Raw genomic sequence first — 25,893 nt, 5'->3', positions numbered from 1 at the left:
TTTTCCATGGAGAAAGCTGCAAAATTTCCCAATCTTTCGATGAAAATCCAACCAACCAAAGTTATTCTCCACATTGAATGGAAATATCAGATTCACTTTCTCAACAACAATTGTTGGGTACTTTTTTCAGGGATGACTACTTAACCAGATACCGAAAACATAAGAAGCTGTTGTTTAAAGCAATGATTCAAAATCCCGGAGAGAAGTTCCTTTTTGAATACAAAAGTCCCAGAAATATGTTTCAAAAGCACTTATCATGCAGAATGCTGCTTAAGCAGCAATCAGCTTTTTCATTGATTCAGCAATTTATATGCTTCTATATAGAAATTTTAGAGCAATGAAACTTACAGCTAAAAGTTTATACCATCAATTCAAACCTTCATTAAACTTTATACAGATATTTTAATAATCATATAAATTCTGACTATTTCTTACAAAAGATGTACTATAATTGCATGCAAAAGCTTTCAAAAAAGGAGTGAGTTTTAATTGATAGTCTTTTATGATGCTCAATGATAAAAGAGCAATTGTATAATCATTTAAATTGAGGTCGCAAATGATTGATTCTGAATCCGGAGTGCTAACAGACCCCATTTCTGGGAATCACATTGTCAAAGTGTGCCGCGACCAAGTTGTAAAAGTTAATTCAGTTGCACAATACATCACCAAGGGTTTAAGTGGTGGCGAAGCTGTGGCTATTATTGCCAGGCCTTCTTTAAGAAAAGCCTTAATGGACTTTTTAGTGACTCAGGGTTTCGATGTGCAGTCTTTTAAGGATCAGGGTCAAATTAAATTCTTAGATGCGGAATTTCTGCTATCAAGCTTATGGATTGATGACGGAATTGATGCAGAAGCTTTCGAAAAATTTGTTTCAGATCCCCTTGGGATCATGAAACTAAAATATGACAAAATTCGTATCTTTGGTGAAATGGTCGATTTGCTTTGGCAAAAAGGAGCATATGACGAAGCTATCCAGCTTGAGAATCGATGGAATGATTTATTCAAAAAAATTGAATTTTCACTGTTTTGCACCTACTCTTTCAGCCATATCGATCCTAGCGCCTATGATGAAGCTTTGGAGCGTATCTGCAGGTGTTATACACATCACATTCCATTAGAAGTTTCTGACCTCTCCATATCGTCTGAGGCGAATGAATTATTGGATAGTTTTGGGTTTGCATGGAAGCGTATTATTGAGAAGTTTAATCCACTCACCTCCGTTCCGCCACCGGCTCCACCTGTATAAATAAAACAGAAAGGTTATATAGTGGGCTGTTGCACTCAGGGATTTTCTTTCGTTTCTACAAAATAAAACATTACACGATGCTCATAATTAATAATTCCAGGCTGCAAACCATCGTTTTTTGGTAATAATACATTCGTCTGATTATCCCAACTTTCGCTTAGCTCCATAGTAATCAAGGCAACCGTTTCACTTTATCAGATTTTCACTATCTCCCAACTTATTCGGGAAATTACATAATTTATCTGGATATGGTCTATGAAAACGCTTAGAAAAGGGCGAGAAGAAGTATATCGTTAAGCAGCTTTAGCATCGATTACCCAACGATCAGATTCATGCTTCACTATGCCGTAACACTCGCACGCATGAATTTCAAGTTTCTCTCTACACTTGAGTTGTATCTGGCCGCGAGAATAATTTATCATCCCTTCTTCCTGTAATTTTTTTGCAACAACTGTAATGCTTTCGCGACGAACACCAAGAATATAGGCGATCAACTCCTGAGTCATTGATAAATTACTTGAATTGCTCCGATCAAAGCATGAAAGAAGCCATGTGCACAATTGCTGTTCTAATGCATGTCGTCGATTACATGCCGTAGCTTGGGATACTTGTACAAAAAGCGTTTGAGCATAGCGTAATAGCAATTTCTTTAATGTACCAGCACGACGGCCTTCACTGCGAGCTAAGACGTTTTTCAATTCTCTTATGGAAATTCGATAAGCCTGACCTTCTATTTTGGTGATCGCTTGTGTCAGTGTTTTTGCATTATTACCCAGCACCACGGAAATTCCGATTATACCTTCATTGCCTACCATGGCCACTTCCACACAAGACCCATCTTCCAAGCAACATAATAGAGACACCGTTGCAGTAATCGGAAAATAAGCATATTGCATCATATCATTATCTTCGAACAGCACTTCGGAATGAAGCAATGTTACAAGCTCTAGATGAGGGGCCAGACCGTCAAGCTCCGCTGCTGTCAATGCGCCTAGAATACTATTTTCTTGAACAGTATTGGAAGTATTAGTTAACATGATGATAACCTTAACAAAGGAAAATATTATTGTTTAGTTCAGAATGACTCTACAGACAATTCTTTAAATCATCGTGCTCTGGAAGTAAGAATATACAATCAATTCCTTACAAAATCTTTATGGAGTGTTACTTCATAATAGTTAAATATAACATAAAATGAAGATCTGAAAAATACATAAAATCCATTTAGATTAGTATAGGATCGGCTCTATAACGGGAATATAAGCGAATGGGAGGAATCAACAGCACGAACAGTCAATCGTCCTTCACAGCAAGCACCATCTTAAGTTTTTCCTGATGTTTGGAACCTGCGACTGCTTATGACTCAAGATAGCTTAACTCCAGAATTTTGTATAATTCCGTCAATGTCATAACTTAGCGCTTAAAGTTATTTATCTTTAGATTTGGATTTTGCTATTTCCGAGAGGACAGTCAGTATCTGCTGACGTAGACTAGGGCTGGCACCCAGTACTATTCCTGAGATTAAAACCGTCAGTACAATGTCGCTAGTTTTAACACTGGATTTTGCAACGATATTTCCGATCACGGAACCCAATTGAGCAGTGGAATCATCAGAAGTCTGTGTGGCCAAGCTATCACTTTTCAGTGGTGCGCTCTGACCCTGCTGTGAAATAATTATTAGTAATAGTGCAGCAAATAAAAACACCCCGCCGCCAACAATTGCTCCAGCTTGCCAATGAGGCATTGCCTCTGCTAACGACAAATACAAACCAATAAGCACAAAAATCACGCCCACGACCATTGCCATCACGGATAATCCCAGAAAGGCCATGATTATGGCCAATCTGACCGACCCTCTCCATAACTTGGCTGTTTCAGCAGCAAGTATTTCTGCCAACAATTTTGGTAGCATCTATGCCACGTTGGTAGTTAGCGTCTATTACTCAGTAGCATACCGATTATAAAACCACTGCCGAAGGCAACCAGCGCACTGGTTAATGGTCTTTCTTCAATATATTTTTCCATATTCTCTCCCGCTTCCTTGGCCTGATTCTTGACAGTCTTCTCAGTATCCTGAGCCAGATCAGCAACATTTTGCCCCTGTTTCTCCGCCAAATCCTTCACTGAAGTCAATATCGATCCAATATCATTCCGCAGACTGGCGAAATCTTTTTTTATTTGATCCATTTCTTTACTAAATTCATCTGCTGTTGCCATGCCTTAACCTCCGTTTGAACTTAAGTTCGATAATTGATAATCAAATCACAAGAAATTTAACTTGTTCTTAGAATCAGAATGTTTCAAGCGATATTCAGCTACAATGATCTCATTTTATCTTTCCATTCGCTACTGATTATAGAGATATTTAAGCGTTTACATATTCAACAAATAAATAATCGCCAATACGCTTATTGGCACTCCGAGCAGCCATGCCAGAAAATATTTACCCATTTGAGCCTCCTTTTGATTTGTGATAATTAGTTTATTCACCTAATCGATAATCAATTAGACAATTTGGTGGCAATATGCGTATTTCTTACAAAAGCTCAGTGAGTGTATACGAGTTTCACAAAGGTTACACTCAACAATCCTACTTCTACATATCGCACAACCATAAAAAGATACTACAGTATTAATTTCCAGGAATATGTGCGGCAACACACAATGAAGGACAGGGGGCATGATCACTTATCGCATTTATAATCGCGGATATAACCAGCGGGGCAGATACCTATCAGCGACATCAATATCAATAGTATCCCGACAAAATAGAGCATTAGTCTTGATGATTTGTCTGAGTATTCTTAATTGGAAGTGTCGTCGGCTGTGATGTCCATAACTGTACCAGAGTGATGCCTATAGCCAGAATGGGAGGGCCAATGAAAATACCGATAAAGCCGTAAGCTATGATGCCTCCCGATGCGCCTAGAACAACCAACAGGAAAGATAGATTACTTCCGCGACTGATGAGATAAGGCCTGACAAAATTGTCAATACTACTGATCACAAAAATACCCCACAATACCGTAAAAACCGCCCATCCGTAAGCCCCTTCATAGAGAAACCAGATACTGACACCTCCCCAAATTAAAGCGGGCCCCATGGGTATTACTGAGAGAAAGAAAGTCGCAGAGCCAAGTAAAAACGCGCCTGATCCCGATACCCCTGCGATAAGAAAACCAATCATAGCCGCTATGGCTTGCGCTAACGCTGAACCAAAAATACCATACACCACTCCTGTAACAGTATTGTGGATTTGCGTTAAAGGCTCTGTTCCGAGACTGCCATCCAGAAGTTTCGCAACACCATTGTGCAGCATTTGTACCAGCGCCTCACCATCGCGATAGAAAAAGAAGCCAATAAACGCGGCAAAAACCATTTGCAGCAAGCTCTTGCCAATTACGTTACCCAGATTAAGGAGAAAATTCTTGATCGGTTCAAGTAATCCGGTGAGCAGCATGCCTACTTCTTTCCCTCCGGACATCAACCCTTGCCAGTACCGGATGAATTGCTCACCAAAAAATGGGGTATCTTTAAGCCATGCAGGAGGATCAATCGAACCTTGTTGCATAAACACTTTGACGGCATCGATTATGGCGGTAACATTGCCTGCCAGACTGAAAGCAAGCAATGCTGATGGAATGATCACGAGCAGTATCATTCCTCCTATCATCAGCAATGACGCCAGCGTAGTGTTTCCTCCTAATGCCCTGCGCAACTGCAGATAAATCGGCCAGGTCGAAATACATACCACCATTGCAAACACGATCGCGGGAATGAATGGATGAAGAATCTGGTAACAACCAATAAGCAGAATGGCGATTACAACTAATCGGGCAAATTGTAGAATATATTCCTTAGTGTTCATCCTGGGCGCTTCCAGATTACGCATAACTCGATTTTAATGTCTCCCTGTTCAGAGGTGAAATCAACAACAAAAAATATGTAAGCCATGAAGAATTCAGTGTCTTAAGTAATGAAACCATAAGATTTGCAAGTAAAGTGAATTTTTCCAAACAGTAATAAACCTTGATCTCAGAAATTTTCGTTACCAGTTGGTTCGATAGGCGTAACAGCGTTCATGCTGTGCCTGAGATTCGCAAGAGAAGAATAAACGACTTTCCGAATCCGATTGACTCCACCGAGTGGTCGATGTTCGGGTACAGCATGCCAGGGCGTATATGAAAGATTTTCGCAAAACTTATGCTGCTCCGGGTTATCAAATTCCTGCCGGGGAATTATGATAGTTGCAACCTGAAAGAAGGGTGTCACACTTTCTTCCCATTCGCTCGTAACCCTCTCGACACTGAGCGCAGCCCCTGCTGCTGTTCCGGTATCACGCGTTTGAATCAAAAATTCAAAACAAGCATCATTCGCACTCAGGTGCTGCTTCATCGCTGCACGCAGGTAATCAGGGTCCTTAAACTGGGTTTCCTTAGGAGTGTTATCCAGTAGATTGCAAGGCCTTACGGAATATTTCATTGCACGGCGGTCCGATCCTGAACCGAGTTGATAAGGCACTGCCGACCAATACCGTGTGTAAAGTGGATTCGCAATCTTTTTACTGTTGATCTTTGCCGCGATGATTGATCCCTCAATACCCAGTGAGAGGGGTGCAGATAATTGACTCAGCAGATTCGAGTTACTGAGCGACTGCACCAGGCTTAAATATTTCTGTGGATCGTTAATGAAGAACACAGGATGGCTAATCATTAAGAAATCCTGGGTATTACTCTCATCGGGCAGGAGTTTCTCTCCGGGAATGCCCATCAATTTGATGGACATTCCTCGTCCGTCCCCTTCCTTGTCTTCACGGAATGGATTGCTATCGCTGTTTGAGAAACGAATCCAGGCTTTATAATGCGCATTAGTCTTGAAAATGCCATGCTGGTGCTCATCCTGAAGCGTGTCATTAACCCGGAAATCCGCCAACACACAGCCATGCGCTTTGGGGTGAACATGGCGCAGTGCGGGAAGATTATTCATATAACGTGACCTGACCGTCTGTTCAATAATCTCCTTGATGGCCAATGTTGCCGCTTCCTCATCTGGCCAGGGTAATTCGCCAATTTCTGCATCATATTCAACGTTACTGTCTTGTTGTGCCAGTGGAAGGCTGGATTGCGCTGCGCCTATCACCGAGCTTTCCGATGGAGTACCGCAAGCGGTCAGAAGCATCAATGATGATAAAAATATCGCTGGAACGGGAAAAATTGAACGAAAAGACAGTGAATGCATGGTGATCTCATAGTAAAGTAGAGAGAATCCGATTTCCTGGAAGATATACTATATTCCAAGGCCCTAGTCATAATCCTTTATATTTTTATAACGTTCTGGATTTATTGACCTGCAATTACTTGGCATAATTCAGATCATAAAGAAAAAATTTTTGACTGATTGAAAGTTTTGCAGAAATCAGCTGCCGGGTATGTACGATATCGCACGAATAGCTGCTATTAATGAATAAGCAAGCATGGAAAACTGGTTAGCCTTCATGGTCTTTTGAAATCTTCCTGTAGAGCTTGACGGGTTCCGCCTGTCTTTTTCGCATGCGAAGATTGAGAATCTCCACGGTAACGGAAAAAGCCATTGCAAAATAAATGTAACCCTTAGGCACATGAACCCCGAATCCTTCCACCATCAAAGTAACGCCCACCAGGATCAGAAAAGAAAGTGCAAGAATTTTGATCGTAGGATGTCCATCCACAAAATCTCCAATCGTCTTTGCCGCCACTAGCATCACCAATACTGCCAATATGATGGCGATCGCCATGAGGGAGACTTCATCGACTAATCCAACCGCCGTAATGACTGAATCCAAAGAAAATACAATATCCAGAAGCGCGATCTGAAGCAAAGCCATCCCCAAGCCGGAAATCGCCACATTAGCCCCCTGCTCCTCGACTCCTTCCAAGCTATTGTGGATTTCATGTGTCGCTTTGGCAATTAAAAACAAACCTCCTCCGACCAGAATCACGTCGCGCCCGGAAATATCATAACCAAGCACTGTAATCCATGGCTCGGTTAAACCCATGATCCAGGAAATTGAAAATAACAATACCAAGCGCGCTATCATTGCGAGCGCAAGCCCCACTCTTCTGGCATAAGCCCGCTGATTCTCAGGAAGCCGTCCAACAAGAATGGAAATGAAAATAATATTGTCTATGCCCAAAACAATCTCTAACGCGGTTAATGTACCTAATGCGATCCATGCTTCTGGACTTGTCAGCCATTCAAACACAAAATCCCCTTTTTTTTCTTTGATTGATCATAGATGCATAGAATTGACGGCTAATCGTTTAGCGGAGTTATACTTGAATTCATAATAATATATTCATGCGCTTGCTAAAATTATTTTTGAAAGAACCTGAGAGTTGATATCCGGCAAAATGACTTCATTGCAAAGCAAAGATTATGAATATGCTGCTGATCGTATTCTTGAGAACAGGTTTTAATTACTAGTCACGGTTCCATATTTACTCCGGTTTTTATGAAACGGCAACAAACAACAAGACGGCACTGGAACAAGGTCAATAAGCATGGAGGTTTCTGATATCAGTTTCCCTCGATTGACAACCAAAGCCAGCGTATCAACAGAAATCCCAGCATACTGATAAAAGCTACACCGCAGAATGCCACAAAACCTAATAGCCCCACGAAAAGACGACTATGCGTTACCGTTTTTTCCGGTTGTTCAAGATAATCATTGAGCAACTGAACATTACGCAGATTGGCCTTCCACATGAAATCCGAAACATCCCCCAAAACAGGGATTATTCCCAAGATTGCATCGAATCCAATATTGAATGCCATTTTTAGAAGAATTGACTTGGGAACGCCCATTTGAGCCGCTTGTGTCAGAATGTGACTGGAGATTACTGCCCCTGCAGCATCCCCGATTCCGGGAATCAATCCAATCAATCCATCCAGACCAAACCTTATTTGTGTTCCCGGAATGCGGAAAGTATTGTCTAATAGCCACGCTAATCGATTAAGTTTATCTTTTGATTGTTCGATCTGAACTTTATTCATGTAAAATCGTATAGTTGGAAAATAGTGGAAGACAAAATTTCATGTGGCAGTTTGAATCAACAGGGAGTTCTTGATTATTTTTTAATAACGATCAGTAGCATCTTCAATCTTATCCCCCGCATTCTCAATAGCATCACTAGTCGCATCTTTGCTGTTCTCTATCCCTCTGTCTATTTTCTCACCTGCTTGCTCGGCAGGACCTTGTTGTTCTGCACAGCCGACCAGTATCAATGATGACGATAACAGTAGAATTGATAAGATTATTTTATTCATGTCGCACACCTCATATCTAAAGTTGAATTATTTGTTATTTGTAGAAAAATGCCGGGGAAGTGCCACTTCGAGCACGCAAGGAAACCTATACATTGATTGTTAGAGATTCTTACTTACGCTCGAAATGACAAATGCAATCTTTCCGGAGTTTCCTTAATGGAAAGAATCACTTCCAATAGATTTCTCCACATTCATATCACGCAGTAGCTATTATTTAAATCTGGAAGCAGCCGATTTTATTGCACTACCCAGTGAATCCCACGCACTCTCAACACCAGACTTGAGATCTTCCCAAGCATCTTCACTGGCCTCTTTGAGTTCCGCAAGCTTTCCATCCACCGCAGCTTGCTTGGATTTTAATTCTTCAATCTGCTTGTAATATTCAATTTGCGCATCAGCTTCTGCTTTATCTGCCTTTGCCTTGAGTTTATCGATCTCTGCGGCACATTCATCCAGCTGCGCTTGCAGCTTCTTTTCGTAGGCTTCTTTCATACTCATAACTACTCTCCTGTTTTGTTTGATACTGATTGTTGTAGGATTCAGCCCGAATCTACATTGTTAATTATCAGAAAAATAAATAGCTAATAATTTAGATTTGATTCGAGTCTAAGTCTGAGCAGCAGAAATGTAAATATGTAATTAATAACCATCCCTGACTTTATCTGCACGATCTTCTATTCTGTCGGCTTCATCTTCAGCCGCATCTCTCAGCTGATCCGCACGATCCTCAATTTTATCGGCTTGATTTTCGCGCACCTTGTCCACTGCTTCTTTGGCCTCTTCATCTGCTTCTCTTATCTGATCCGCTTTATCTTCCAATCTGTCAGCCCGTGTCTCAGCATCATCCATTCTTTGAATGGCGCTTTGGGAATAGCTATTGGATGCAACGATAATAAACAAGAAAGCGCTTAAGGCTACGGTCATTTTCATTAAACTATTCATTTTGATACCTCCGTTTTACGATAAAAATCCTTATTCACATTTTTTTGTGAAATCATCGACTTGCTTTTCAGCTTCTTCTTTGGCGATTCCATATCTTTCCTGAATTCTGCCGACCAGTTCTTCACGCTTTCCTTCAATAATATCCAGATCATCATTCGTTAATTCACCCCATTGCTGTTGCGCCTTACCCTTGATCTGTGTCCAATTACCTTTGATTTGATCCCAGTTCATAATAAATGCTCCTTAATTAAAATTGAGATAGCAATTTAATTGAGGCTCCTAACTTGCTAGATAAATTTGCAAACGTCAGTACCTTAATTGCTTTTATGAGAAATTACGATTTATATACCATTACAAAATTACACGGGCGGTGGACGTCGTCCCATTACCCAGAATACGATCGCTAAAACAACACCGATAACAAACAAAATCCAAGCCATTTCCATAGCAATACCTGCAACGCCGGTAATGCCTAATAGAGCGGCAATTATTGCTATCACCAAGAAAGTAATCGCCAAATTTATCATGAGTTTTCTCCTTGTTTAAGGCTCCAGATTAGCGCATTAACTTATTACATCAACCTGGAAAATAATATTCAGAAGTTATTGATGCTTCTGATCGATTGTGTCCCGCACTGCAGACGTTACAAAGGTAATACTACCGCAGGAATTCTGTGTGGTATGTGCGATCACACACAAAGCGCCAAGTTAAGCAGAACATCCTGATTGCCAAGGATAGCTCTGGTTTATGTCATCTGGAACAGTAAAACGGTCACCATGAATGAACACCATTGTGCAGGTATTCACCAAAGAAAAGTTGGCGTAATATTGGAATATCGGTGCGACGGTAGCAGAATTGCCTAATTTGTAGCGAGGAGTATATGAGTACGAGTGGATATCGTTGTAAGAAGGGGTCTCTGATCGTCGGGTAGGTAGGTAGTTATTCTGGAACTGAATATTTTCGATTACAGAGCTCATGAAAAATGAGCTCTGTAATCACAGCTGTATTTAACTAATTCAGTTAGTTACATTTTCTGCAAAAGTCATCAACTTGTTTTTCAGCCTCTTCTTTTGCAATGCCATATCTTTCCTGAACTTTACCAACGAATTCCTCGCGGCTTCCTTCAATAACGTCCAAGTCATCGTTAGTCAATTTGCCCCATTGTTGCTGGGCTTTACCTTTAACTTGCGTCCAATTTCCTTTAACTTGATCCCAATTCATAATTAATTCTCCTTAGTAAGTTTCTAATTTCATTAATTAAATTTATACGATAACAAGAATAATGAATGATTTTTCTTATCATCGTTTTTTAAATTATCGGGTGAAATCGAATCTGTATGTGCGATAGCCAACATTTAACAATTTCTTGGGCAGATTTCTGGAAAGCAAGGCCCAAGGATTTTTGCCTGTTTGTAAGATAGCGCACAGACGGGAATAAGAATTAAAAGCATCATGCAAAATCTGTTAATCAAAAAAGGAGCAGTATTATGATTCAAGGAAAAAAATCAACATTAGCGCTGGTTATCAGTGCAGCATTCCTATTAACAAGTATGCATGTTTTTGCTGACTATTCTCAAACACAAAATAAAATTGATGACAAAGAGAATTCACCCAAGCAAGCACAGCCTCATCCTTCATCCCACCCAAAAGATGATAATGCTAAGGAAAAACAAAGTGAGTCTGAAAAACGTGATGTTAATTCAGGAGGACCTCGTGAAGAAAGCCCTCAAAAAGGTTCTTACTAGGCTTTATTGAATTCCACGCAGGTAGCCATTGATATCCAAAGGCGATGGCTACCGATTTTCTTAACTTCTCTTATTCGCTTCTCCAGCATCAATCGCAAACTCAGCAGGTAAACGACAACCATCAATCGCCAGATGCTTCTTTGCAGGATTCCCGTACGATTTCTCCCTACAGTCCATCTACAACCTCTTTCCAGCTGCGCTTTAATGTAGCTGCTGTTAAAAAACCCCAACTCCCAACCCAGATCAATAAATTGATTTTACTGTAAAAATTATGCATATAAGGAATTATCCTTACGTGTCAGCCCGAATGTTGCGTATCGCGCTTCTTCAGTATTATTCGGCATCAAGTTTTCTTGAAACAAGAATAGGAGGTGTGAACAAATGACGAGAAAGAACAAGCAATTAATCTTAATCCACGGAATAATCTTCTTTATTTTAGGATGCATTATCGGGAATAACAGTGCTTTTGCTGCTGAAATGAAAAATGTCGAAGCAGGGAAAACCCAAAAATCTTCGGTTCTTGCCAGAAGCCACAAAATACCCAAAGAAACTAATGGAGCACCATTCAGTGCGCAGGAAACGGTGGGAGAGACTCGGTTTGACTTTGATAATTTAACCAAGCTTATGGAAAATCACAAAAACCCGCTTTCTGCCATAACACCAAACTGGCTTGATTTAGCGGTTGAGCATCGAACGCGCTATGATGCTTACGATAACGGATTTACAAGAAATATTCCGGGTTTTAATGATCAGATTCATCAACGAACAAGATTCTTGATGGAAATCAAGAATATTATAGAGCCTCTCAAGTTTACGCTTGAACTGACAGATCAACGTGCACCATTAGCAAATTTTGGACAAGACCGCTCACCGTTGTTTGCTAATCATTTTGATTTTACTCAATTTCATCTCGATTATTTATTCAAGAATTTTCTAGGAACAGGCTATAACGCAACGTTCGAAGTAGGCCGATTCTTGCTGGAAACTGGAGAGGCGCGCCTGTTAGGGGGTCATCGGTGGGGACCTTTTACGCCCACTTTTGATGGGATACGGCTTGTAGTAGGAAACGATCAAGAAAAATGGGGTCTGCAAGTCTTCGGCACCCGCCCGGTCAATAGAGAAACGACGCATATGGACTGGAATACGCCTGAAACTTATTTTTCTGGCTTGCAAATTACGAATCGTGATCTGCCCTGGGCTAACGTTGATTATTATTTCCTTCAATTAAATGAAGGAAATAAGCTTAGGAAACGCAATCTATCCACCACGGGCTTCAGACTGTTTGCCAAGCCAGTGGCAGGACAAATGGATTATGAAATTGAATCCATGTATCAGTTTGGTGATACCCAGGACACCAAGGTTTTTGCGCATCGTCATCATGGTGAAATAGGCTACAGCTTTAAAACTTCAATGCCATTACGATTAATTTACCTATTCGATTTTTCATCAGGAAGCCAGGATCCCAATAAGAATTTTGATATCTTGTATGCTAAACGCCGCGTGGAATATGGCCCCACCGGTATGTTCGGACCATTCTTTCCTTCCAATCTGTTTTCACCTGTGGGTTTTCGTGCAACCTTCATACCACGCCCCGATGTCAGGCTTATGTTGTCTCATCGCGCATATTGGTTAGCCAATAAGCATGGCGCGTATGTAGGCAGCGGCCTGCAGGATCCGACGGGGCAGGCCGGTACTTTCCTGGGTAACATGCTTGATATCAGTGTAGGTTGGGCTCCTCAATGGAGTTATCTAAAACGCGTAAGTTTTGATATAGGGTATAGCCATATATTCAAAGGCGACTATTTCGATAAAGTCTCACAAAGTCCGGGCATGGCGGATACCAACTATGGATACACCATGGCTACTTTTAAATTTTAGCGCTTCCTCGTATTATTATATGCGGCGTCTTCGGGCTTCATACTACCCAACCACTGTATCAGTGGTTGCTCAGAATGGAATTGTTGCATCCAATGAAAACAGAAACTGATCCTTTTTACCATCAAACGGACGAAACGCCATGTCGATGCCGTCCGCACGATCATAACGAATATTTTTCCGGATATTGATATTGCGGATAGGTTTCCACCCCCCATTCCATCGTTTTATCGGCTTCCAGTTCATCCCCAGTGTAACCGCGTAATAGTCTGCGGGCGCGCTCACGAAAGGGATATTTCCTGCGTAACTGACCCCCTTGTTGTTCAACGCGGACAATATACGATAAGGTGAGAAAACGCGCCAGCCATTGCGGTCATGAAAGCGTTCCATGCGAATGCCGACAGACAAATCGCGCAGCAGGTCATAAGTCAGATGCGTATTGATGCTATACCATGCAGCATTTTTAATCCCTTCCGGCAGGTTGATATTGGCAGCCCAACCATGGGTATGATGCAGCACCATATGGGTTTTGGGCGTGAGCCAGTGTTGCAGGACAACGCTATACATCATCCAGGGTTCATTAACGGCGGTTCGTCCATAAGTGCCACCGAGTTGCGCCGCAGTTCGTTTGTCGTCACTGTTCCACAGGATATTCACTAGCCCGCCCCAGTTATCAAGCTGCTTATCAAAACCTCCATCCCAACCACCCGTTGCACTGCCGGTGGTTGCACCACCCTGAATTTGCCAGTTCTGATTGATGGTATGGCTGCCTAGAAGTCCAGTATGTGTAAACGGTTCGCCGCTGTTCAGAATATATCCGCGTGTATAAAAGAAGTTATTCGGTGCAGGAACGGTTTCATATCCCAGCGGAGTATAGAAATGTCCAACTTTGATATTGAGGCCACGACCCATTGGCACATAAGCTTCTAAATAGGCTTGCGGCAACGCAATTCCATACGTACGCGTCGAATTGCAACACAAATTCAGATCCCAATTCCCTCGATTTGAAGGCTCACCGGTATTCTCATCGAACGCGGAGATGCCAAAAGCCTGTGCATAAATGGCATCAGTACCGAACAAAAAATCAAAGCGGCCGCCGAGATCCCACTTTGTGCCTTCCGATTCGACATTGCGTTGTAAAAACAAATTAAGCTGATTGAGCTGAAACCGATTGGCACGATCGGCAAAAGTAACCGTCCCATTGAAACCATCTGCAGGATTGTTGGCATTATATGTCGCGCCACCGTTGATCCAGCCACCTAATTCCAGGCCGCTTTGTTTAAACAGATTTGACAAGCTATTGGCATGAGCATTACAGATGCCCAGCAAAGCAAGCAACAGAACTCCAGTACGAGCGTATAGCCTTATTTTGTTATTTCTGCACGCATTATGCATTTTTTCATCGTCCTATGTTCCTGATTGTAATAACTCAAAGTAAAATGGAAGGACGCACCTTAACGTAATCGAGACAATGCTGCATACCGGGGAAACCCTTGTTTCTTACTCAGTGAAACCATTAGAAAAATTTAATGTGAATAAATCTCCCGATCCACTAGTCATAATATATTCAATCGCCTAGGCCTTATTTCGATGGACAAAACAAAGCCGCTTAATAATCTTGAATCCGGCGACATCAAACCGAAGCAAAAACGCAAACGCACCAAAGTTGTGCGTAGCGCCAATATCGACAAATCGAGGAAGCGAACCGGAAAAATTCAACCCGGCGGACTCCGGCGAAAAATATTCCTGACCGGTATTGAATTTTTGGGCCTGGGCATTGCAGCATTTTGCACCACTATCATGTTGCTGGGTTATTCCGCCAGCCGATTCTCAGGTACCAGTTTTTTTGTTAACTTGTTGCCATTTGCTGCCGGTATATCGGGTTTGATATTAGCAGCAAGTCTTTTTCTGATTGGCTGGTGGAAACTGAGAAAGTGGTTGCGATTGCATTCGGAATTTCTGACCCCGGGTTTATCCTTGGCGCTGGCGTTGCTGATCTCCTGGCTTGTTACGCACGATCAATTTACACTGACTTATGGTCATTTCCGCACTTTAGTGGGCGGCAAGGAAGAAGCCGGGCGCGTAACGGTTGCACATCAGGTCTACGCGGCTTATCGACGGCACGATGCCGCACAGCTGCAAAAAATGGTTGACCGGTCGCAGGAATATCGGCAGGCGATCGAAGATGCTGCCCGTTCTTTTAATATCGATGTCAATCTGCTACATGGTATTGCCGCAACGGAATCCTCTTTCATTCCGCGCGACAGCAGCGATGGCGGCAAAGGATTATTTCAAATCACTCGCGTTCCGGAAACGGTTATTGCGCAAGCGCGCAAACGGCTGGGTACGGAAAAAATAGCTCTGGATAACTCCCGCCATAACGCCTTTGTCGCCGCAGCCACATTTAAGCATTACCTGACTGAAATGAAAGATGATCTCTTCTTGGGATTGCTGGCCTATAATATCGGCCCCGCAAATGGGGGATTACGTTTTATCATGCAACAATACGGCGCGGCTGATTTCACCACGATACAGCCTTATTTGCAGACCTTGCCACGCGATTATCCGATCCGGGTATTATCCTACTCGCTGGCATTTCGTCTCTGGCACAAAGAAGGCAAATTGCTTGCTTACGAAGAAGGCAGCAATGCTATTCATATCCAGCGCATCGGCATACCTGGATTGCATACCGGCTGGTAATGATCCGGTAATTAACCGTTATTTGATCCACACCGTTTTAACGTTCACAAATTCTCGAATTCCATGATACGACAATTCCCGTCCGTAGCCGGATTCCTTAATACCTCCGAATGGCAGGCGCGCATCACTTCTGACGATACCGTTGACAAACACAGAGCCGGCATGAATCTGCCGCGCAAGCTCTTCCCCGCGTGCCGTATTGCGTGTCCACACGCTGCCGCCAAGGCCGAATTGCGTTTGATTGGCTAATCGGATCGCTTCATCCGTATCTTTCACGCGTACGATTGCGGCGACCGGGCCGAATAATTCCTCATCAAACGCCGCCATACCCGGTTGCACGTGATCCAAAATTGTCGGCGCGTAGTATGCGCCTTGCGTACCGATAACAGTACCGCCGGATACAAGCTTCGCACCTGCTCCCAGGCTTCGCTCAACCTGCGCATGCAGTTCCGTGCGCAAGTCTTCCCGTGCCATGGGTGCAATACCGGTTGCTTCGTGTTTCGGATCACCGATTTGCAACTGACTAAAGAGCATGTTCAATTGTTCGACAAATGCATCGGCAATCGTATCAATGAGAATAAAACGCTTAGCGGCAATGCAGCTCTGCCCCATATTTTGCAGGCGAGCCACAAGGGCTTGCCGGGCCGTCGACTTGATATCAGCATCATCAAGCACAATAAATGGATCTGAGCCGCCTAATTCGAGCACGCATTTTTTTAAGTGCTGTCCGGCAATAGCGGCAACCTTGCGACCTGCTGTGCCACTGCCTGTCAAAGTGATGGCGGCAATGCGTCGATCGGCAATCACTGCCTGCACCTGCTCCGCGCTAATCATCAGTGTACGGAAAGCATACTCAGGAAATCCTGCTTGACGGAATGCATCTTCCAGTGCCAACGCACATCGGGGTACATTTGACGCATGCTTAAGCACTATCGTGTTACCCGCCATCATTGCCGGTGCAGCAGCGCGAATTAATTGCCAGAACGGAAAATTCCACGGCATGATGCAAAGCACAGTACCCAAAGGCTGATAAACCACCAGACTGCGGCTGGCATCGGAGGCAATGATTTCATCGCGCAGATAGAATTCAGTTTGATTAGCGTAATGCTCACAGCCTATTGCGCATTTTTCTATCTCCGCTCTAGCTTCCTTGAGCAGTTTACCCATTTCTTCGGTAATCAGACTGGCGTATTCGTCGATGCGCTGACGCAAGATTTGTGCGAGATTGTGCATTAAGCACGATCGCTGCGCAAAATTAAGCGCCGCCCATTCAGTCTGCGCAGATTCCACTTGCTTCAGGGCTGCGCCGATTTCTTCGGTTTGCCAAATTGCGAACGATTGTATGATTTGACCTGTGGCCGGATTGATGGATTGCATTGGTATCAGAAAAAACCTTATTGATTAACTTTAAATAGTGACTCTACCGGCAAACGCGCTCATTCTATTGTTTGTTCTGTATTTAATCATTAATGTATGAATGCTTCTACGATACGTTTGAAATACGGCGACACTAACAGTAACAGAACAAAGCCAACCGGAAATGCAATACTCCACGAATAAAACCAGTGCTCGAGAAAAGTACCGGAGAAACCAAGATTCACAGCTGTAACAATGGCAGATACACACCCGGTCATTGTGATAGACATCATCAAACAATAAATACAATGCGCTAATAGTTTCTGTTTCATACAAACCCTGTCATCACTAGCCCGGAACTACTAATTCGGCATTGTAAACAAGCTTATGTGAAGAATTTCTCAAATTTCCTGCCGATTATTTGCGCATTCCAAACAGCTGCACCAAGCCCATACCAATAGTTAGCCAGCATCAAATTTCCAGAGCCGCTGAAATGGCGATTGTACTTCGCGATATAAAATCACTTACCAGGAAATGTCTCATCACCAGAGACATCAAAACACGATCACTTTCGTCCCATGGAATCCAGCATCACATACGCGTGGCTTATTAATTGCTCGCCATGCTTGTATCATCAAACATATCTGTGGTCTCAAGATTATTCCACAGGCATTTATTGTTACTTGCTCGCGCAATTTCTTCCAGTATCCCGCAATGCCGCGCATTTTCTTCCGCAGTCGCTTCAATAATTCTTAAATCAGAACTATCCAGGTCTGTCTGCGAATGCTGCACAGATTCAACATAATCCAGCTCGATCAACAAACTTTCTTGCCCACGGGTCATCGCAAGATAGACTTCAGCTAATAATTCAGCATCCAATAATGCGCCATGCAGCTTACGCTTTGAATTGTCGATATTGTATCGTTCACACAAAGCGTCAAGGTTATTGCGTTTACCAGGATGAAGCTCCTTCGCCAGCTTCAACGTATCGGTTATTTGCAAGCAATAATTATCGAGCGTTTTTAAATTGTACAACCCTAATTCATGATTGATAAATCCGACATCGAACGGGGCATTATGGATGATTAGCTCAGCCTCACCAATAAAACTCAGGAACTCCCTGGAAATATCATGGAATTTTGCTTTGTCTTGAAGGAATTCCATCGTTAAACCATGAACTTGCAAAGCGCCTTCATCACTCTCCCGTTCCGGATTCAGATAGTAATGAAAATGGCTACCGGTAAATTGTCTATTACATAACTCAACAGCTGCAATTTCAACAATGCGGTGACCCAGCTTGTATTCCAAGCCTGTTGTTTCAGTATCTAGCACAATTTGACGCATATCCCCATTCCTAACATTGATGCAATTCCTCAGAAATTATCATTTCAACACCCCGATTAGCCAACTGATCAGCGCGTTCGTTATCAATATGCCCGGAATGTCCGCGCACCCAACACCACTCAATTTCATGCTGTCGGGTTAATTGGTCAAGCAGCTTCCACAGATCTTCGTTTTTAACCGGTTTTTTACCTGCAGTACGCCAGTTGCGTGCCTTCCATGAATCAAGCCATTCGCTGATGCCTTTTTGCAGATATTGTGAATCGGTATGCAGATGTATTTTACAAGGACGCTTTAAAGATTCTAAAGCACGAATGGCCGCGAGCAGCTCCATCCGGTTATTGGTGGTAAGTTTCTCTCCCCCGAAAATTTCCCGTTCATGATCCCCGTATCGCAGTAATGCCCCCCATCCCCCAATTCCAGGGTTTCCTTTGCACGCACCATCTGTATATATTTCCACAACCTTAGAAGCATTACTCATCACGATTTATTTAAATCATCAATCTGATTTGAATTGCCTGATGATTGATTTTCCTTAGAAGCCCTGATAATTATCCGGGCAATCGGCACCATCTTTCTCTTGGCATCTAAGCAATTTCTCCAGTCAGGTTTGATAATTCGCATCCCGTGCGTGTGCTTAATGGCATGCAAGAAATATACCCCGCCTGAAATTGGCCACCAGCGATCCCCTGCAGCCTCCATAAAAGCAAACCGCCGCCGCCATTTTTCCTGTTTGAGTGGCGGCGCATAGCAACAAAGCCGACCGCCAGCCATTTCAAAATCCAGCAACTTCAACCAATCTTTAAGCCGCGACAATGCAATAAAATCTCCATGCCACGGAAATTCCCCTCGCATTGATTTTAAATGATGGCAGACACCCCATAAACTGAACGGATTAAAGCCTGAAACAACGAGATGGCCTTCAGGTATCAGGATTCGATGCACCTCTCTTAAAATTTGATGGGGATTTGCATTAAACTCAAGCGCATGTGGCAGAATAACGAGATCCATGCTGTTAGTCTGAATAGGAACAAAACCCGCTTCAGCTCGTACTGAAGTTTCACGTTCAAGGCCAACGGAAAAACGTAAAGGCATGCGATTCAAACGTAAAAAATCAAACTGCGGCCAACCTATCTGCACTGCATTGTAACCAAAGATATTCGCCACAACCTGATCAAAATAACGGTGCTCATGTTCAATCAAATATTGACCAAGGGAAGACTCAAACCATTGCTGAACATTTTGCGCAATCATCATGAACCATATCGCTTACTCGATATCAGAATTTACACTATTTAGTGATATCAATTAACATTTTTCATTACGGCATCTTCTTTAAATGGAGCTTTCATGCTGAATATACATCCAGTACATGCATTTAAAGACAATTATATATGGGTAGCTCACAACCAAAATTATGCGGTCATCATTGATCCGGGTATCGCGGCCCCGGTGATTGAGTATCTTCGATCAGAAGAACTGCAACCCAATGCAATTCTTATTACCCATCACCATAACGATCACACTGGAGGCATAGCGGGATTACTTCAACTGTTTGATATTCCCGTATACGGACCAGGCAACGAATCAATCGCCGCTATAACAAACCCCGTGCAGCAAAATGATATCGTAAACCTCCCCGAGATATCACTCAATCTCACAGTGTTAGATACACCCGGGCACACTCGGGGGCACATCACCTATTATGGATCAGATCCATGGCATATGATATTTTGCGGTGACACGCTTTTTTCTTGCGGCTGCGGAAGAATATTTGAAGGGTCTGCAGCACAACTCTACCAATCCCTACAAAAAATCTCCCGGCTACCCGATGCTACCTTAATTTACTGCACACATGAATACACTCTGGGAAATATAGAATTTGCCAGAGCCGTTAATCCAGAAAATAAAAAACTTAACGAATTCGCAATCACTGCACAAGAATTACGTCACAAAAATATTCCAACAATTCCGACAACACTCGCACTCGAAAAAGCAATTAATCCGTTCCTGCGCTGTGAATACCAGCCAATCATTAGCAGCGCGCAAAATTATTCTGCCCAACCCATGCAAAACCCAGAGAATGTTTTCGAGGTATTACGCGAATGGAAAAATAAATTCTAATCAATTGCAGTTAATATCGATACTGAAAGGAACGAATACCCAAAAACCCATATTGATTATTAATTTTCAATAATTCACTAAAGGAACAGTTACTTATCCGTCAATTTCCCCCAAGAATCACGCAAGGTCACAGCCCGGTTAAACACCGGTTTATCGGATTTCATATCCATACGATCAGCAATAAAATAACCATTACGCTCAAATTGAAAGCTTTGTTCAGGCTTCGCTTCGCATAGCGATGGCTCTACATACGCGGTAATGATCTGCTTCGAATTTGAATTCAATGAAGTTTTATAATCCTTATTACCGCTATCCGGATATGGATCGGTGAACAAACGATCATAAAGCCGTATTTCTGCTGCCTGCGCGTATTTTATTGAAAGCCAGTGAATATTGCCTTTAACCTTGCGGCTTTCTGCGCCAGGGGTTCCACTTTTGGTATCCGGATCGTAGGTACAATGGATGGCTTCAATATCACCTTGTGCATTTTTATCCACTTGTACGAACTTGACGATAAAAGCATAGCGCAATCGTACTTCAACGCCGGGTGCAAGGCGAAAATAGCCCTTAGCCGGAACCTCCATGAAATCATCACGCTCAATATACAAAATTTTGGAAAATGGAATGGTGCGTTTTCCCCATTCCGGCTTTTGCGGATGATTGGGCGCGAAGCAATCTTCGTGCTGATTCTCCGGGTAATTATCAATAATCAACTTGACTGGCTTAAGAACAGCGATGCGTCGCGGTGCGCTTTCATTCAGATCTTCACGCAAGCAGTCTTCCAGCACCCCCATATCTATCCAGGAATCAGCCTTGCTGATCCCAATACGCTCGGCAAACAACCGAATAGAGCGTGGCGTAAATCCGCGGCGGCGCACCCCGGCAAGCGTGCTTAACCGGGGATCGTCCCAACCGTCAACCAGCTTGCTTTCAACCAGTTCGATCAGCTTGCGCTTGCTCATTACCGTATACGTCAAATTGAGACGGGCAAATTCGATCTGCTGGGGATGACATGGCACTTCATCGGCCAGTTGATCCAGCACCCAGTCATATAGTGGCCGGTGATCTTCAAATTCGAGCGTACACAATGAGTGCGTGATTCTCTCAAGTGCATCTGAGATGCAGTGTGTATAGTCATACATTGGATAGATGCACCATTGTTTGCCGGTACGTTGATGATGTACGTGACGAATGCGGTAAATCACCGGATCGCGCATATTGATATTGGGTGATGCCATATCAATTTTCGCTCTCAATACATACTGTCCATCAGGAAATTCTCCTGCTTTCATCCGCCGAAACAAATCCAGACTTTCCACAATCGGACGATCACGAAAAGGACTGTTTTTACCGGGATTAGTCAATGTGCCACGCAATTCACGAATTTCATCAGCTGAGAGACTTTCCACATAAGCCTTTCCACAATTGATCAAATATTCGGCGAAGTCATATAACTGATTGAAATAATCCGAAGAATAATAAAGATGTCGACCCCAATCAAAACCCAACCAGGAAACACTGTCACAAATCGAATCGACATACTCCTGCGCCTCCTTTTCCGGATTAGTGTCGTCAAAACGCAAATGACAAACACCACCATAATCGAGCGCAATGCCAAAATTCAGACAAATGCTCTTGGCATGACCAATGTGCAAGTAACCATTCGGTTCGGGTGGGAAGCGCGTTTCTACACGCCCATTCCATTTGCCAGAACGGTTATCTTCTTCTACGATATTACGAATAAAATTGGAAGGCGCTGATTCAACGTGCAAACTGGTTTCAGATTTCTCTCTCAAAGCGTATCTCTCGGCATATTTTTAATAGTAAGAAAATACCACTGACTCATTTGGCCGATCAGAAATTCATTCAAAATTGCTCATTCAAATGTCATTTTTCTTCTCAGTACAGCATAATTATAGCGGCGATTAGCACAAAATCCACTATTCTTGGGTAAACACGCCCTATCCCTTTTGGTCACAACTGCCGTGGCAAAAATAAAGCTTTCCAAATTTGACTTTTCTCGATGTCTGACTTAAAATTCCCGGCTCTTTTTGAATTCGCAGGACAAGTTTTTCGTGAAAACATTTTCGGCCAAACCACACGAAGTAAACCATGACTGGTTCGTCATTGATGCAACCAATAAAGTATTAGGGCGTCTTGCTTCGCAGATTGCTCATCGCTTACGTGGCAAACATAAACCGATCTATACACCGCATGTTGACACGGGTGATTACATCATTGTGGTCAATATTGACAAAATGAGAGTTACCGGCAACAAGATGGAAGATAAGATCTACTATCGCCACACCGGTTATCCAGGCGGTATATATGCAACCCCTCTGAACAAAATGCACGCGCGCTTTCCCGCACGTCCGCTTGAAAAAGCAGTCAAAGGAATGCTGCCTAAAGGCCCCTTGGGATATGCGATGTTAAAGAAACTTAAAGTTTATGCTGGTGATACTCACCCGCATGCTGCTCAACAACCCAAACCACTTGAAGTTAGAGCTTAACCTATGGCCACTCAATACAATTACGGTACCGGACGACGTAAAAGTGCTGTTGCACGCGTTTTTATCAAACCAGGAAAAGGTGCAATTGTCATTAACAATAAACCCATTGATGATTATTTCTCCCGCAAGACAGGTCGAATGATCGTAAGACAACCCTTGGAGTTAACCGATAATGCCAACACATTTGATATTATGGTTAATATTCATGGAGGAGGAGAATCAGGTCAAGCTGGCGCAGTTCGGCATGGCATTACTCGCGCATTGATCGATTATGATGCGACACTTAAACCTACTTTAAGCAAAGCAGGCTTAGTAACCCGTGATGCACGTGAAGTAGAGAGAAAGAAAGTTGGTTTACGTAAGGCGCGGCGGCGTAAACAATTCTCAAAACGATAATTTTTTCGTATTGGATTTCACACCAAAAGCCGCCTCAATGAGGTGGCTTTTTTGTTTGTGTTATTAAAGCAGTATCTACTGAGTGCTTAACAGGAGTCACAATGATTAATGTCGGTATTGTTGGCGGAACAGGATACACCGGCGTGGAATTACTACGGTTACTGACTCTGCACCCTAAAGTAAAAATCAAAGCGATTACCTCACGAAGCGAAGCTGGCATAAATGTCGCGGATTTGTTTACCAACTTACGAGGATATATCGACCTTAAATTCAGCGATCCCGCAGATGCAAAGCTCAATAAATGCGATTTAGTATTTTTTGCCACGCCTAACGGCATCGCCATGCAACAGGCAGAATCCTTATTGCAAGCAGGCGTCAGAGTAATCGATCTGGCTGCAGACTTCCGCATCAAAAATATTGCGGAATGGGAAAAATGGTACGGCATGCAGCACGCTTGTCCCGCTCTGATCGCGGAAGCGGTATATGGTTTACCGGAAATTAACCGCGAACTGGTAAAAAATGCGCGTCTTATCGCCAACCCCGGTTGTTATCCTACTGCTGTACAACTTGGTTTCTTGCCACTGATAGAAGCCGGCATCATAGATATCAATCATCTCATCGCTGATGTCAAATCAGGCGTTTCCGGTGCGGGACGTAAAGCCGAAGTTCATACTCTGCTCGCAGAAGCATCTGATAATTTCAAAGCTTACGGCGTTCCGGGACACCGGCATTTACCAGAGATAAAGCAAGGGCTTTCCAATATCGCCAAAAAACCAGTTAACCTAACATTTGTTCCGCATTTGGTACCGATGATTCGCGGCATCCACGCCACGCTCTATGCCAAACTAACCCAGCAGGTTGACTTACAAGTCTTGTACGAGAAGCGCTACCAGAACGAGGCTTTTGTTGATGTACTACCTGCCGGGAAACACCCGGAAACTCGTTCTGTACGCGGTTCAAATATTTGCCGCATCGCCGTGCATCAACCGCAAGATAGTGATACAGTTGTGGTACTATCGGTGACCGATAATTTGGTCAAAGGCGCAGCAGGGCAAGCCATACAGAACATGAATATCATGTTTGGCCTGCCTGAAACACTGGGAATTAATCAGGTACCACTGCTGCCTTGATAACAAAATTCTACCGATATCACATCCAGATCAATTAAGCCGAATTCCGCAGAGTGCCCGGTGTATAAGTTGTTCCAGAGAAAACCTAAAATTCTATCTCCACGGGTCGTTGTTCGCCCTCGCCGGACTTGGCAGTCATATCTGATCGGTATGATCGTTAGCTGCACATTACTACTGTTGCTTTCTTGGTTTATGTACGAAATGGGAAAGCAATCCATTAGCACACAAGAAGATGTTCTTGAAGAAAAACTAGCCTACTTATTTGATCCTGGAGCATGCAGACAAACCAAGAAACAAAAATTATGCGCTCAGATTGGTGATTTAACTCAGCAATTACAAATCAGCAATACAGCCAACCAGAACCTTACGGAGGAAATGAAGTCTCTAGCTAGTGAGAATGGTCAATTAAAAGAAAAACTCGAATTTTTCCAGCATCTTACCTCCATCAATACGAAGAGAGGCATTTCAATTTATCAATTTAGCTTGAAAGAAACGCAAACACCTGGTGAATACCGCTATGCATTGACATTGATTCAAGGTGGAGAAAGACCGAATGACTTTAAGGGAAATTTAAGGTTCACTGTTAAACTGACGCAGAATGATCAGAGCAAGGTGCTACCCCTCACAAAAAAAAATCAGCAACAAGATTTTCCTGTTATCTTTAAGTTCTTCCATAGACTGGAAGAATTTTTTAAAATACCACCGAACTCCATCGTAGAAAATATTCAGGTAGAAGTTTTTAGAAATGGTGACAAGAAAGCCATGCTATCGGAAACTGTACAACCGGCATTGTGAAGGAGAAAAGAAATGTTCGGTAGAAAAAAGAAAAACCAACTACATCATCATATCGATACCCTAATCGGCGCAAACACAACGATATCGGGCGATATTCATTTTACGGGTGGCCTTCGAGTCGATGGACATATTATAGGAAACATCTTTGCAACCGATGACGAACACAGTACACTGGTGCTCAGCAATGAAGGCAGTATCAAAGGGGAAATAAAAGCGACTAATGTCGTCATTAATGGCACAGTGACCGGCCCCATAGACGCGCAAGGATATCTGGAACTACAGGAAAAAGCCAAAGTATACGGCGATGTTCATTATGGTTCTTTAGAGATCCGGCTTGGTGCTTCCGTTGCGGGGAAAATGATTCACCAGCACACGCTGGGTATAGAAGGCACGCAACAATCAGAGAAAATGATAACATAGCCCCAGCG

At 43.0% G+C, this 25,893-nt stretch carries 31 protein-coding genes; 11 read left to right on the top strand and 20 right to left on the bottom strand.

Annotation, left to right across the window (positions count from 1 at the left end; translation table 11 throughout):
• Positions 1–556: 556 nt before the first annotated feature.
• A complete protein-coding gene (locus C4S39_RS04250; RefSeq protein ID WP_103965800.1) occupies positions 557–1,246 on the top strand; it encodes an MEDS domain-containing protein in 690 nt (229 codons plus the stop codon).
• A 293-nt stretch (positions 1,247–1,539) separates the two neighbouring features.
• On the opposite strand, the gene C4S39_RS04245 is transcribed toward C4S39_RS04250, so the two are convergent.
• From C4S39_RS04245 to C4S39_RS04185, 13 genes are all read right to left on the bottom strand, one after another.
• A complete protein-coding gene (locus C4S39_RS04245) occupies positions 1,540–2,283 on the bottom strand; it encodes a Crp/Fnr family transcriptional regulator (protein ID WP_103965799.1) in 744 nt (247 codons plus the stop codon).
• 389 nt (positions 2,284–2,672) lie between these two features.
• Complete coding sequence (locus C4S39_RS04240; protein ID WP_103965798.1) at positions 2,673–3,158, bottom strand: phage holin family protein; 486 nt, start codon at positions 3,156–3,158, stop codon at positions 2,673–2,675.
• 17 nt (positions 3,159–3,175) lie between these two features.
• Positions 3,176–3,463 (bottom strand): DUF883 family protein, encoded by a 288-nt coding sequence (locus C4S39_RS04235; RefSeq protein WP_103965797.1) that lies wholly within the window; start codon positions 3,461–3,463, stop codon positions 3,176–3,178.
• A 559-nt stretch (positions 3,464–4,022) separates the two neighbouring features.
• On the bottom strand, positions 4,023–5,114 hold the full coding sequence (locus C4S39_RS04230) for an AI-2E family transporter (protein WP_103965812.1): 1,092 nt from the start codon (positions 5,112–5,114) through the stop codon (positions 4,023–4,025).
• Between the two features lie 167 nt (positions 5,115–5,281).
• Positions 5,282–6,484, bottom strand: a complete 1,203-nt coding sequence (locus tag C4S39_RS04225; protein ID WP_103965796.1) for a catalase family protein — start codon at positions 6,482–6,484, stop codon at positions 5,282–5,284.
• A 247-nt stretch (positions 6,485–6,731) separates the two neighbouring features.
• Positions 6,732–7,487 (bottom strand): TerC family protein, encoded by a 756-nt coding sequence (locus tag C4S39_RS04220; RefSeq protein ID WP_103965795.1) that lies wholly within the window; start codon positions 7,485–7,487, stop codon positions 6,732–6,734.
• Positions 7,488–7,801: 314 nt separating this feature from the next.
• Entirely contained in the window at positions 7,802–8,278 is a 477-nt protein-coding gene (locus C4S39_RS04215; RefSeq protein WP_103965794.1) for a DUF4112 domain-containing protein, read from the bottom strand.
• A gap of 81 nt (positions 8,279–8,359) precedes the next feature.
• Entirely contained in the window at positions 8,360–8,551 is a 192-nt protein-coding gene (locus C4S39_RS04210) for a hypothetical protein (protein ID WP_103965793.1), read from the bottom strand.
• A gap of 210 nt (positions 8,552–8,761) precedes the next feature.
• On the bottom strand, positions 8,762–9,049 hold the full coding sequence (locus C4S39_RS04205; protein ID WP_062558591.1) for a hypothetical protein: 288 nt from the start codon (positions 9,047–9,049) through the stop codon (positions 8,762–8,764).
• Positions 9,050–9,190: 141 nt separating this feature from the next.
• Positions 9,191–9,493, bottom strand: coding sequence for a hypothetical protein (locus tag C4S39_RS04200; RefSeq protein ID WP_103965792.1), 303 nt, complete (start codon positions 9,491–9,493; stop codon positions 9,191–9,193).
• Between the two features lie 30 nt (positions 9,494–9,523).
• The gene (locus tag C4S39_RS04195) at positions 9,524–9,724 is read right to left on the bottom strand and encodes a CsbD family protein (protein ID WP_176492718.1); all 201 of its coding nucleotides are present in this window, start codon (positions 9,722–9,724) and stop codon (positions 9,524–9,526) included.
• Positions 9,725–9,852: 128 nt separating this feature from the next.
• Positions 9,853–10,020, bottom strand: coding sequence for a DUF1328 domain-containing protein (locus C4S39_RS04190; RefSeq protein ID WP_074701755.1), 168 nt, complete (start codon positions 10,018–10,020; stop codon positions 9,853–9,855).
• A gap of 493 nt (positions 10,021–10,513) precedes the next feature.
• On the bottom strand, positions 10,514–10,714 hold the full coding sequence (locus tag C4S39_RS04185) for a CsbD family protein (protein ID WP_062558588.1): 201 nt from the start codon (positions 10,712–10,714) through the stop codon (positions 10,514–10,516).
• A 266-nt stretch (positions 10,715–10,980) separates the two neighbouring features.
• Here C4S39_RS04185 and C4S39_RS04180 point away from each other — a divergent pair, with 266 nt between their 5' ends.
• From C4S39_RS04180 to C4S39_RS04175, 3 genes are all read left to right on the top strand, one after another.
• Positions 10,981–11,238 carry a hypothetical protein gene (locus tag C4S39_RS04180; protein WP_103965791.1) on the top strand — a complete coding sequence of 86 codons (258 nt, stop codon included), beginning with the start codon at positions 10,981–10,983 and terminating at the stop codon, positions 11,236–11,238.
• Between the two features lie 44 nt (positions 11,239–11,282).
• Complete coding sequence (locus C4S39_RS15110; RefSeq protein ID WP_146059742.1) at positions 11,283–11,504, top strand: hypothetical protein; 222 nt, start codon at positions 11,283–11,285, stop codon at positions 11,502–11,504.
• A gap of 115 nt (positions 11,505–11,619) precedes the next feature.
• Positions 11,620–13,116, top strand: a complete 1,497-nt coding sequence (locus tag C4S39_RS04175) for an alginate export family protein (protein ID WP_103965790.1) — start codon at positions 11,620–11,622, stop codon at positions 13,114–13,116.
• 69 nt (positions 13,117–13,185) lie between these two features.
• Here C4S39_RS04175 and C4S39_RS04170 read toward each other — a convergent pair whose 3' ends face one another.
• Positions 13,186–14,508, bottom strand: a complete 1,323-nt coding sequence (locus C4S39_RS04170) for a porin (protein ID WP_103965789.1) — start codon at positions 14,506–14,508, stop codon at positions 13,186–13,188.
• Positions 14,509–14,703: 195 nt separating this feature from the next.
• Between C4S39_RS04170 and C4S39_RS04165 the strand changes: the two genes are divergently transcribed.
• A complete protein-coding gene (locus C4S39_RS04165; protein ID WP_103965788.1) occupies positions 14,704–15,813 on the top strand; it encodes a lytic transglycosylase domain-containing protein in 1,110 nt (369 codons plus the stop codon).
• An 18-nt stretch (positions 15,814–15,831) separates the two neighbouring features.
• Here the strand turns inward: C4S39_RS04165 and C4S39_RS04160 are convergent, their stop codons facing one another.
• The 5 genes from C4S39_RS04160 to C4S39_RS04140 form a co-directional block, all read right to left on the bottom strand.
• Complete coding sequence (locus tag C4S39_RS04160) at positions 15,832–17,190, bottom strand: NAD-dependent succinate-semialdehyde dehydrogenase (RefSeq protein WP_103965787.1); 1,359 nt, start codon at positions 17,188–17,190, stop codon at positions 15,832–15,834.
• An 89-nt stretch (positions 17,191–17,279) separates the two neighbouring features.
• Positions 17,280–17,459, bottom strand: a complete 180-nt coding sequence (locus C4S39_RS04155; protein WP_258039277.1) for a DUF2798 domain-containing protein — start codon at positions 17,457–17,459, stop codon at positions 17,280–17,282.
• Positions 17,460–17,778: 319 nt separating this feature from the next.
• Positions 17,779–18,513, bottom strand: a complete 735-nt coding sequence (gene dnaQ / locus C4S39_RS04150) for a DNA polymerase III subunit epsilon (protein WP_103965785.1) — start codon at positions 18,511–18,513, stop codon at positions 17,779–17,781.
• 10 nt (positions 18,514–18,523) lie between these two features.
• Positions 18,524–18,991, bottom strand: a complete 468-nt coding sequence (gene rnhA / locus C4S39_RS04145; RefSeq protein ID WP_103965784.1) for a ribonuclease HI — start codon at positions 18,989–18,991, stop codon at positions 18,524–18,526.
• The gene (locus C4S39_RS04140) at positions 18,991–19,767 is read right to left on the bottom strand and encodes a class I SAM-dependent methyltransferase (RefSeq protein ID WP_103965783.1); all 777 of its coding nucleotides are present in this window, start codon (positions 19,765–19,767) and stop codon (positions 18,991–18,993) included. Before C4S39_RS04140 ends, rnhA begins: the two co-directional genes overlap by 1 nt.
• A 93-nt stretch (positions 19,768–19,860) precedes the next feature.
• On the opposite strand from C4S39_RS04140, the gene gloB reads away from it, so the two are divergent.
• Positions 19,861–20,634, top strand: a complete 774-nt coding sequence (gloB, locus tag C4S39_RS04135) for a hydroxyacylglutathione hydrolase (protein ID WP_103965782.1) — start codon at positions 19,861–19,863, stop codon at positions 20,632–20,634.
• 89 nt (positions 20,635–20,723) lie between these two features.
• Here the strand turns inward: gloB and C4S39_RS04130 are convergent, their stop codons facing one another.
• Positions 20,724–22,430, bottom strand: a complete 1,707-nt coding sequence (locus C4S39_RS04130; protein WP_258039274.1) for a glutamine--tRNA ligase/YqeY domain fusion protein — start codon at positions 22,428–22,430, stop codon at positions 20,724–20,726.
• Positions 22,431–22,709: 279 nt separating this feature from the next.
• Here C4S39_RS04130 and rplM point away from each other — a divergent pair, with 279 nt between their 5' ends.
• The 5 genes from rplM to C4S39_RS04105 all read left to right on the top strand — a co-directional run bounded on the left by rplM (position 22,710) and on the right by C4S39_RS04105 (position 25,885).
• Positions 22,710–23,144 carry a 50S ribosomal protein L13 gene (gene rplM, locus C4S39_RS04125; RefSeq protein ID WP_103965781.1) on the top strand — a complete coding sequence of 145 codons (435 nt, stop codon included), beginning with the start codon at positions 22,710–22,712 and terminating at the stop codon, positions 23,142–23,144.
• A 3-nt stretch (positions 23,145–23,147) separates the two neighbouring features.
• The gene (rpsI, locus tag C4S39_RS04120) at positions 23,148–23,540 is read left to right on the top strand and encodes a 30S ribosomal protein S9 (protein ID WP_103965780.1); all 393 of its coding nucleotides are present in this window, start codon (positions 23,148–23,150) and stop codon (positions 23,538–23,540) included.
• A 101-nt stretch (positions 23,541–23,641) separates the two neighbouring features.
• Entirely contained in the window at positions 23,642–24,670 is a 1,029-nt protein-coding gene (gene argC / locus C4S39_RS04115; protein ID WP_103965779.1) for an N-acetyl-gamma-glutamyl-phosphate reductase, read from the top strand.
• Positions 24,671–24,871: 201 nt separating this feature from the next.
• Positions 24,872–25,465: a DUF6776 family protein gene (locus tag C4S39_RS04110; RefSeq protein ID WP_258039273.1), complete on the top strand. Its 594-nt coding sequence runs from the start codon at positions 24,872–24,874 to the stop codon at positions 25,463–25,465.
• Between the two features lie 12 nt (positions 25,466–25,477).
• On the top strand, positions 25,478–25,885 hold the full coding sequence (locus C4S39_RS04105; RefSeq protein WP_103965778.1) for a bactofilin family protein: 408 nt from the start codon (positions 25,478–25,480) through the stop codon (positions 25,883–25,885).
• Positions 25,886–25,893: the final 8 nt, after the last annotated feature.

It is taken from the genome of Nitrosomonas ureae (assembly GCF_900108305.1).
In the GTDB taxonomy this organism is placed as follows: domain Bacteria; phylum Pseudomonadota; class Gammaproteobacteria; order Burkholderiales; family Nitrosomonadaceae; genus Nitrosomonas; species Nitrosomonas ureae_B.
Note: the sequence above shows the minus strand (reverse complement) of the source record. Positions and strands in the feature narration are given on the sequence as shown.

What these genes read in the sequence shown, in the direction of transcription:
- C4S39_RS04140 (WP_103965783.1), bottom strand. Translation starts at nt 19,767, where the DNA reads ATGATGATTGCGCAAAATGTTCAGCAATGGTTTGAGTCTTCCCTTGGT.
- C4S39_RS04165 (WP_103965788.1), top strand. Translation starts at nt 14,704, where the DNA reads ATGGACAAAACAAAGCCGCTTAATAATCTTGAATCCGGCGACATCAAA.
- C4S39_RS04245 (WP_103965799.1), bottom strand. Translation starts at nt 2,283, where the DNA reads ATGTTAACTAATACTTCCAATACTGTTCAAGAAAATAGTATTCTAGGC.
- rnhA (WP_103965784.1), bottom strand. Translation starts at nt 18,991, where the DNA reads ATGAGTAATGCTTCTAAGGTTGTGGAAATATATACAGATGGTGCGTGC.
- C4S39_RS04200 (WP_103965792.1), bottom strand. Translation starts at nt 9,493, where the DNA reads ATGAATAGTTTAATGAAAATGACCGTAGCCTTAAGCGCTTTCTTGTTT.
- argC (WP_103965779.1), top strand. Translation starts at nt 23,642, where the DNA reads ATGATTAATGTCGGTATTGTTGGCGGAACAGGATACACCGGCGTGGAA.
- C4S39_RS04155 (WP_258039277.1), bottom strand. Translation starts at nt 17,459, where the DNA reads ATGTCTATCACAATGACCGGGTGTGTATCTGCCATTGTTACAGCTGTG.
- gloB (WP_103965782.1), top strand. Translation starts at nt 19,861, where the DNA reads ATGCTGAATATACATCCAGTACATGCATTTAAAGACAATTATATATGG.
- C4S39_RS04240 (WP_103965798.1), bottom strand. Translation starts at nt 3,158, where the DNA reads ATGCTACCAAAATTGTTGGCAGAAATACTTGCTGCTGAAACAGCCAAG.
- dnaQ (WP_103965785.1), bottom strand. Translation starts at nt 18,513, where the DNA reads ATGCGTCAAATTGTGCTAGATACTGAAACAACAGGCTTGGAATACAAG.
- C4S39_RS04210 (WP_103965793.1), bottom strand. Translation starts at nt 8,551, where the DNA reads ATGAATAAAATAATCTTATCAATTCTACTGTTATCGTCATCATTGATA.
- C4S39_RS04180 (WP_103965791.1), top strand. Translation starts at nt 10,981, where the DNA reads ATGATTCAAGGAAAAAAATCAACATTAGCGCTGGTTATCAGTGCAGCA.
- C4S39_RS04205 (WP_062558591.1), bottom strand. Translation starts at nt 9,049, where the DNA reads ATGAGTATGAAAGAAGCCTACGAAAAGAAGCTGCAAGCGCAGCTGGAT.
- C4S39_RS04190 (WP_074701755.1), bottom strand. Translation starts at nt 10,020, where the DNA reads ATGATAAATTTGGCGATTACTTTCTTGGTGATAGCAATAATTGCCGCT.
- C4S39_RS04105 (WP_103965778.1), top strand. Translation starts at nt 25,478, where the DNA reads ATGTTCGGTAGAAAAAAGAAAAACCAACTACATCATCATATCGATACC.
- C4S39_RS04230 (WP_103965812.1), bottom strand. Translation starts at nt 5,114, where the DNA reads ATGAACACTAAGGAATATATTCTACAATTTGCCCGATTAGTTGTAATC.
- C4S39_RS04235 (WP_103965797.1), bottom strand. Translation starts at nt 3,463, where the DNA reads ATGGCAACAGCAGATGAATTTAGTAAAGAAATGGATCAAATAAAAAAA.
- C4S39_RS04110 (WP_258039273.1), top strand. Translation starts at nt 24,872, where the DNA reads ATGGGAAAGCAATCCATTAGCACACAAGAAGATGTTCTTGAAGAAAAA.
- C4S39_RS04215 (WP_103965794.1), bottom strand. Translation starts at nt 8,278, where the DNA reads ATGAATAAAGTTCAGATCGAACAATCAAAAGATAAACTTAATCGATTA.
- rpsI (WP_103965780.1), top strand. Translation starts at nt 23,148, where the DNA reads ATGGCCACTCAATACAATTACGGTACCGGACGACGTAAAAGTGCTGTT.
- C4S39_RS04225 (WP_103965796.1), bottom strand. Translation starts at nt 6,484, where the DNA reads ATGCATTCACTGTCTTTTCGTTCAATTTTTCCCGTTCCAGCGATATTT.
- C4S39_RS15110 (WP_146059742.1), top strand. Translation starts at nt 11,283, where the DNA reads ATGGCTACCGATTTTCTTAACTTCTCTTATTCGCTTCTCCAGCATCAA.
- C4S39_RS04160 (WP_103965787.1), bottom strand. Translation starts at nt 17,190, where the DNA reads ATGCAATCCATCAATCCGGCCACAGGTCAAATCATACAATCGTTCGCA.
- C4S39_RS04250 (WP_103965800.1), top strand. Translation starts at nt 557, where the DNA reads ATGATTGATTCTGAATCCGGAGTGCTAACAGACCCCATTTCTGGGAAT.
- C4S39_RS04175 (WP_103965790.1), top strand. Translation starts at nt 11,620, where the DNA reads ATGACGAGAAAGAACAAGCAATTAATCTTAATCCACGGAATAATCTTC.
- C4S39_RS04185 (WP_062558588.1), bottom strand. Translation starts at nt 10,714, where the DNA reads ATGAATTGGGATCAAGTTAAAGGAAATTGGACGCAAGTTAAAGGTAAA.
- C4S39_RS04195 (WP_176492718.1), bottom strand. Translation starts at nt 9,724, where the DNA reads ATGAACTGGGATCAAATCAAAGGTAATTGGACACAGATCAAGGGTAAG.
- C4S39_RS04170 (WP_103965789.1), bottom strand. Translation starts at nt 14,508, where the DNA reads ATGCATAATGCGTGCAGAAATAACAAAATAAGGCTATACGCTCGTACT.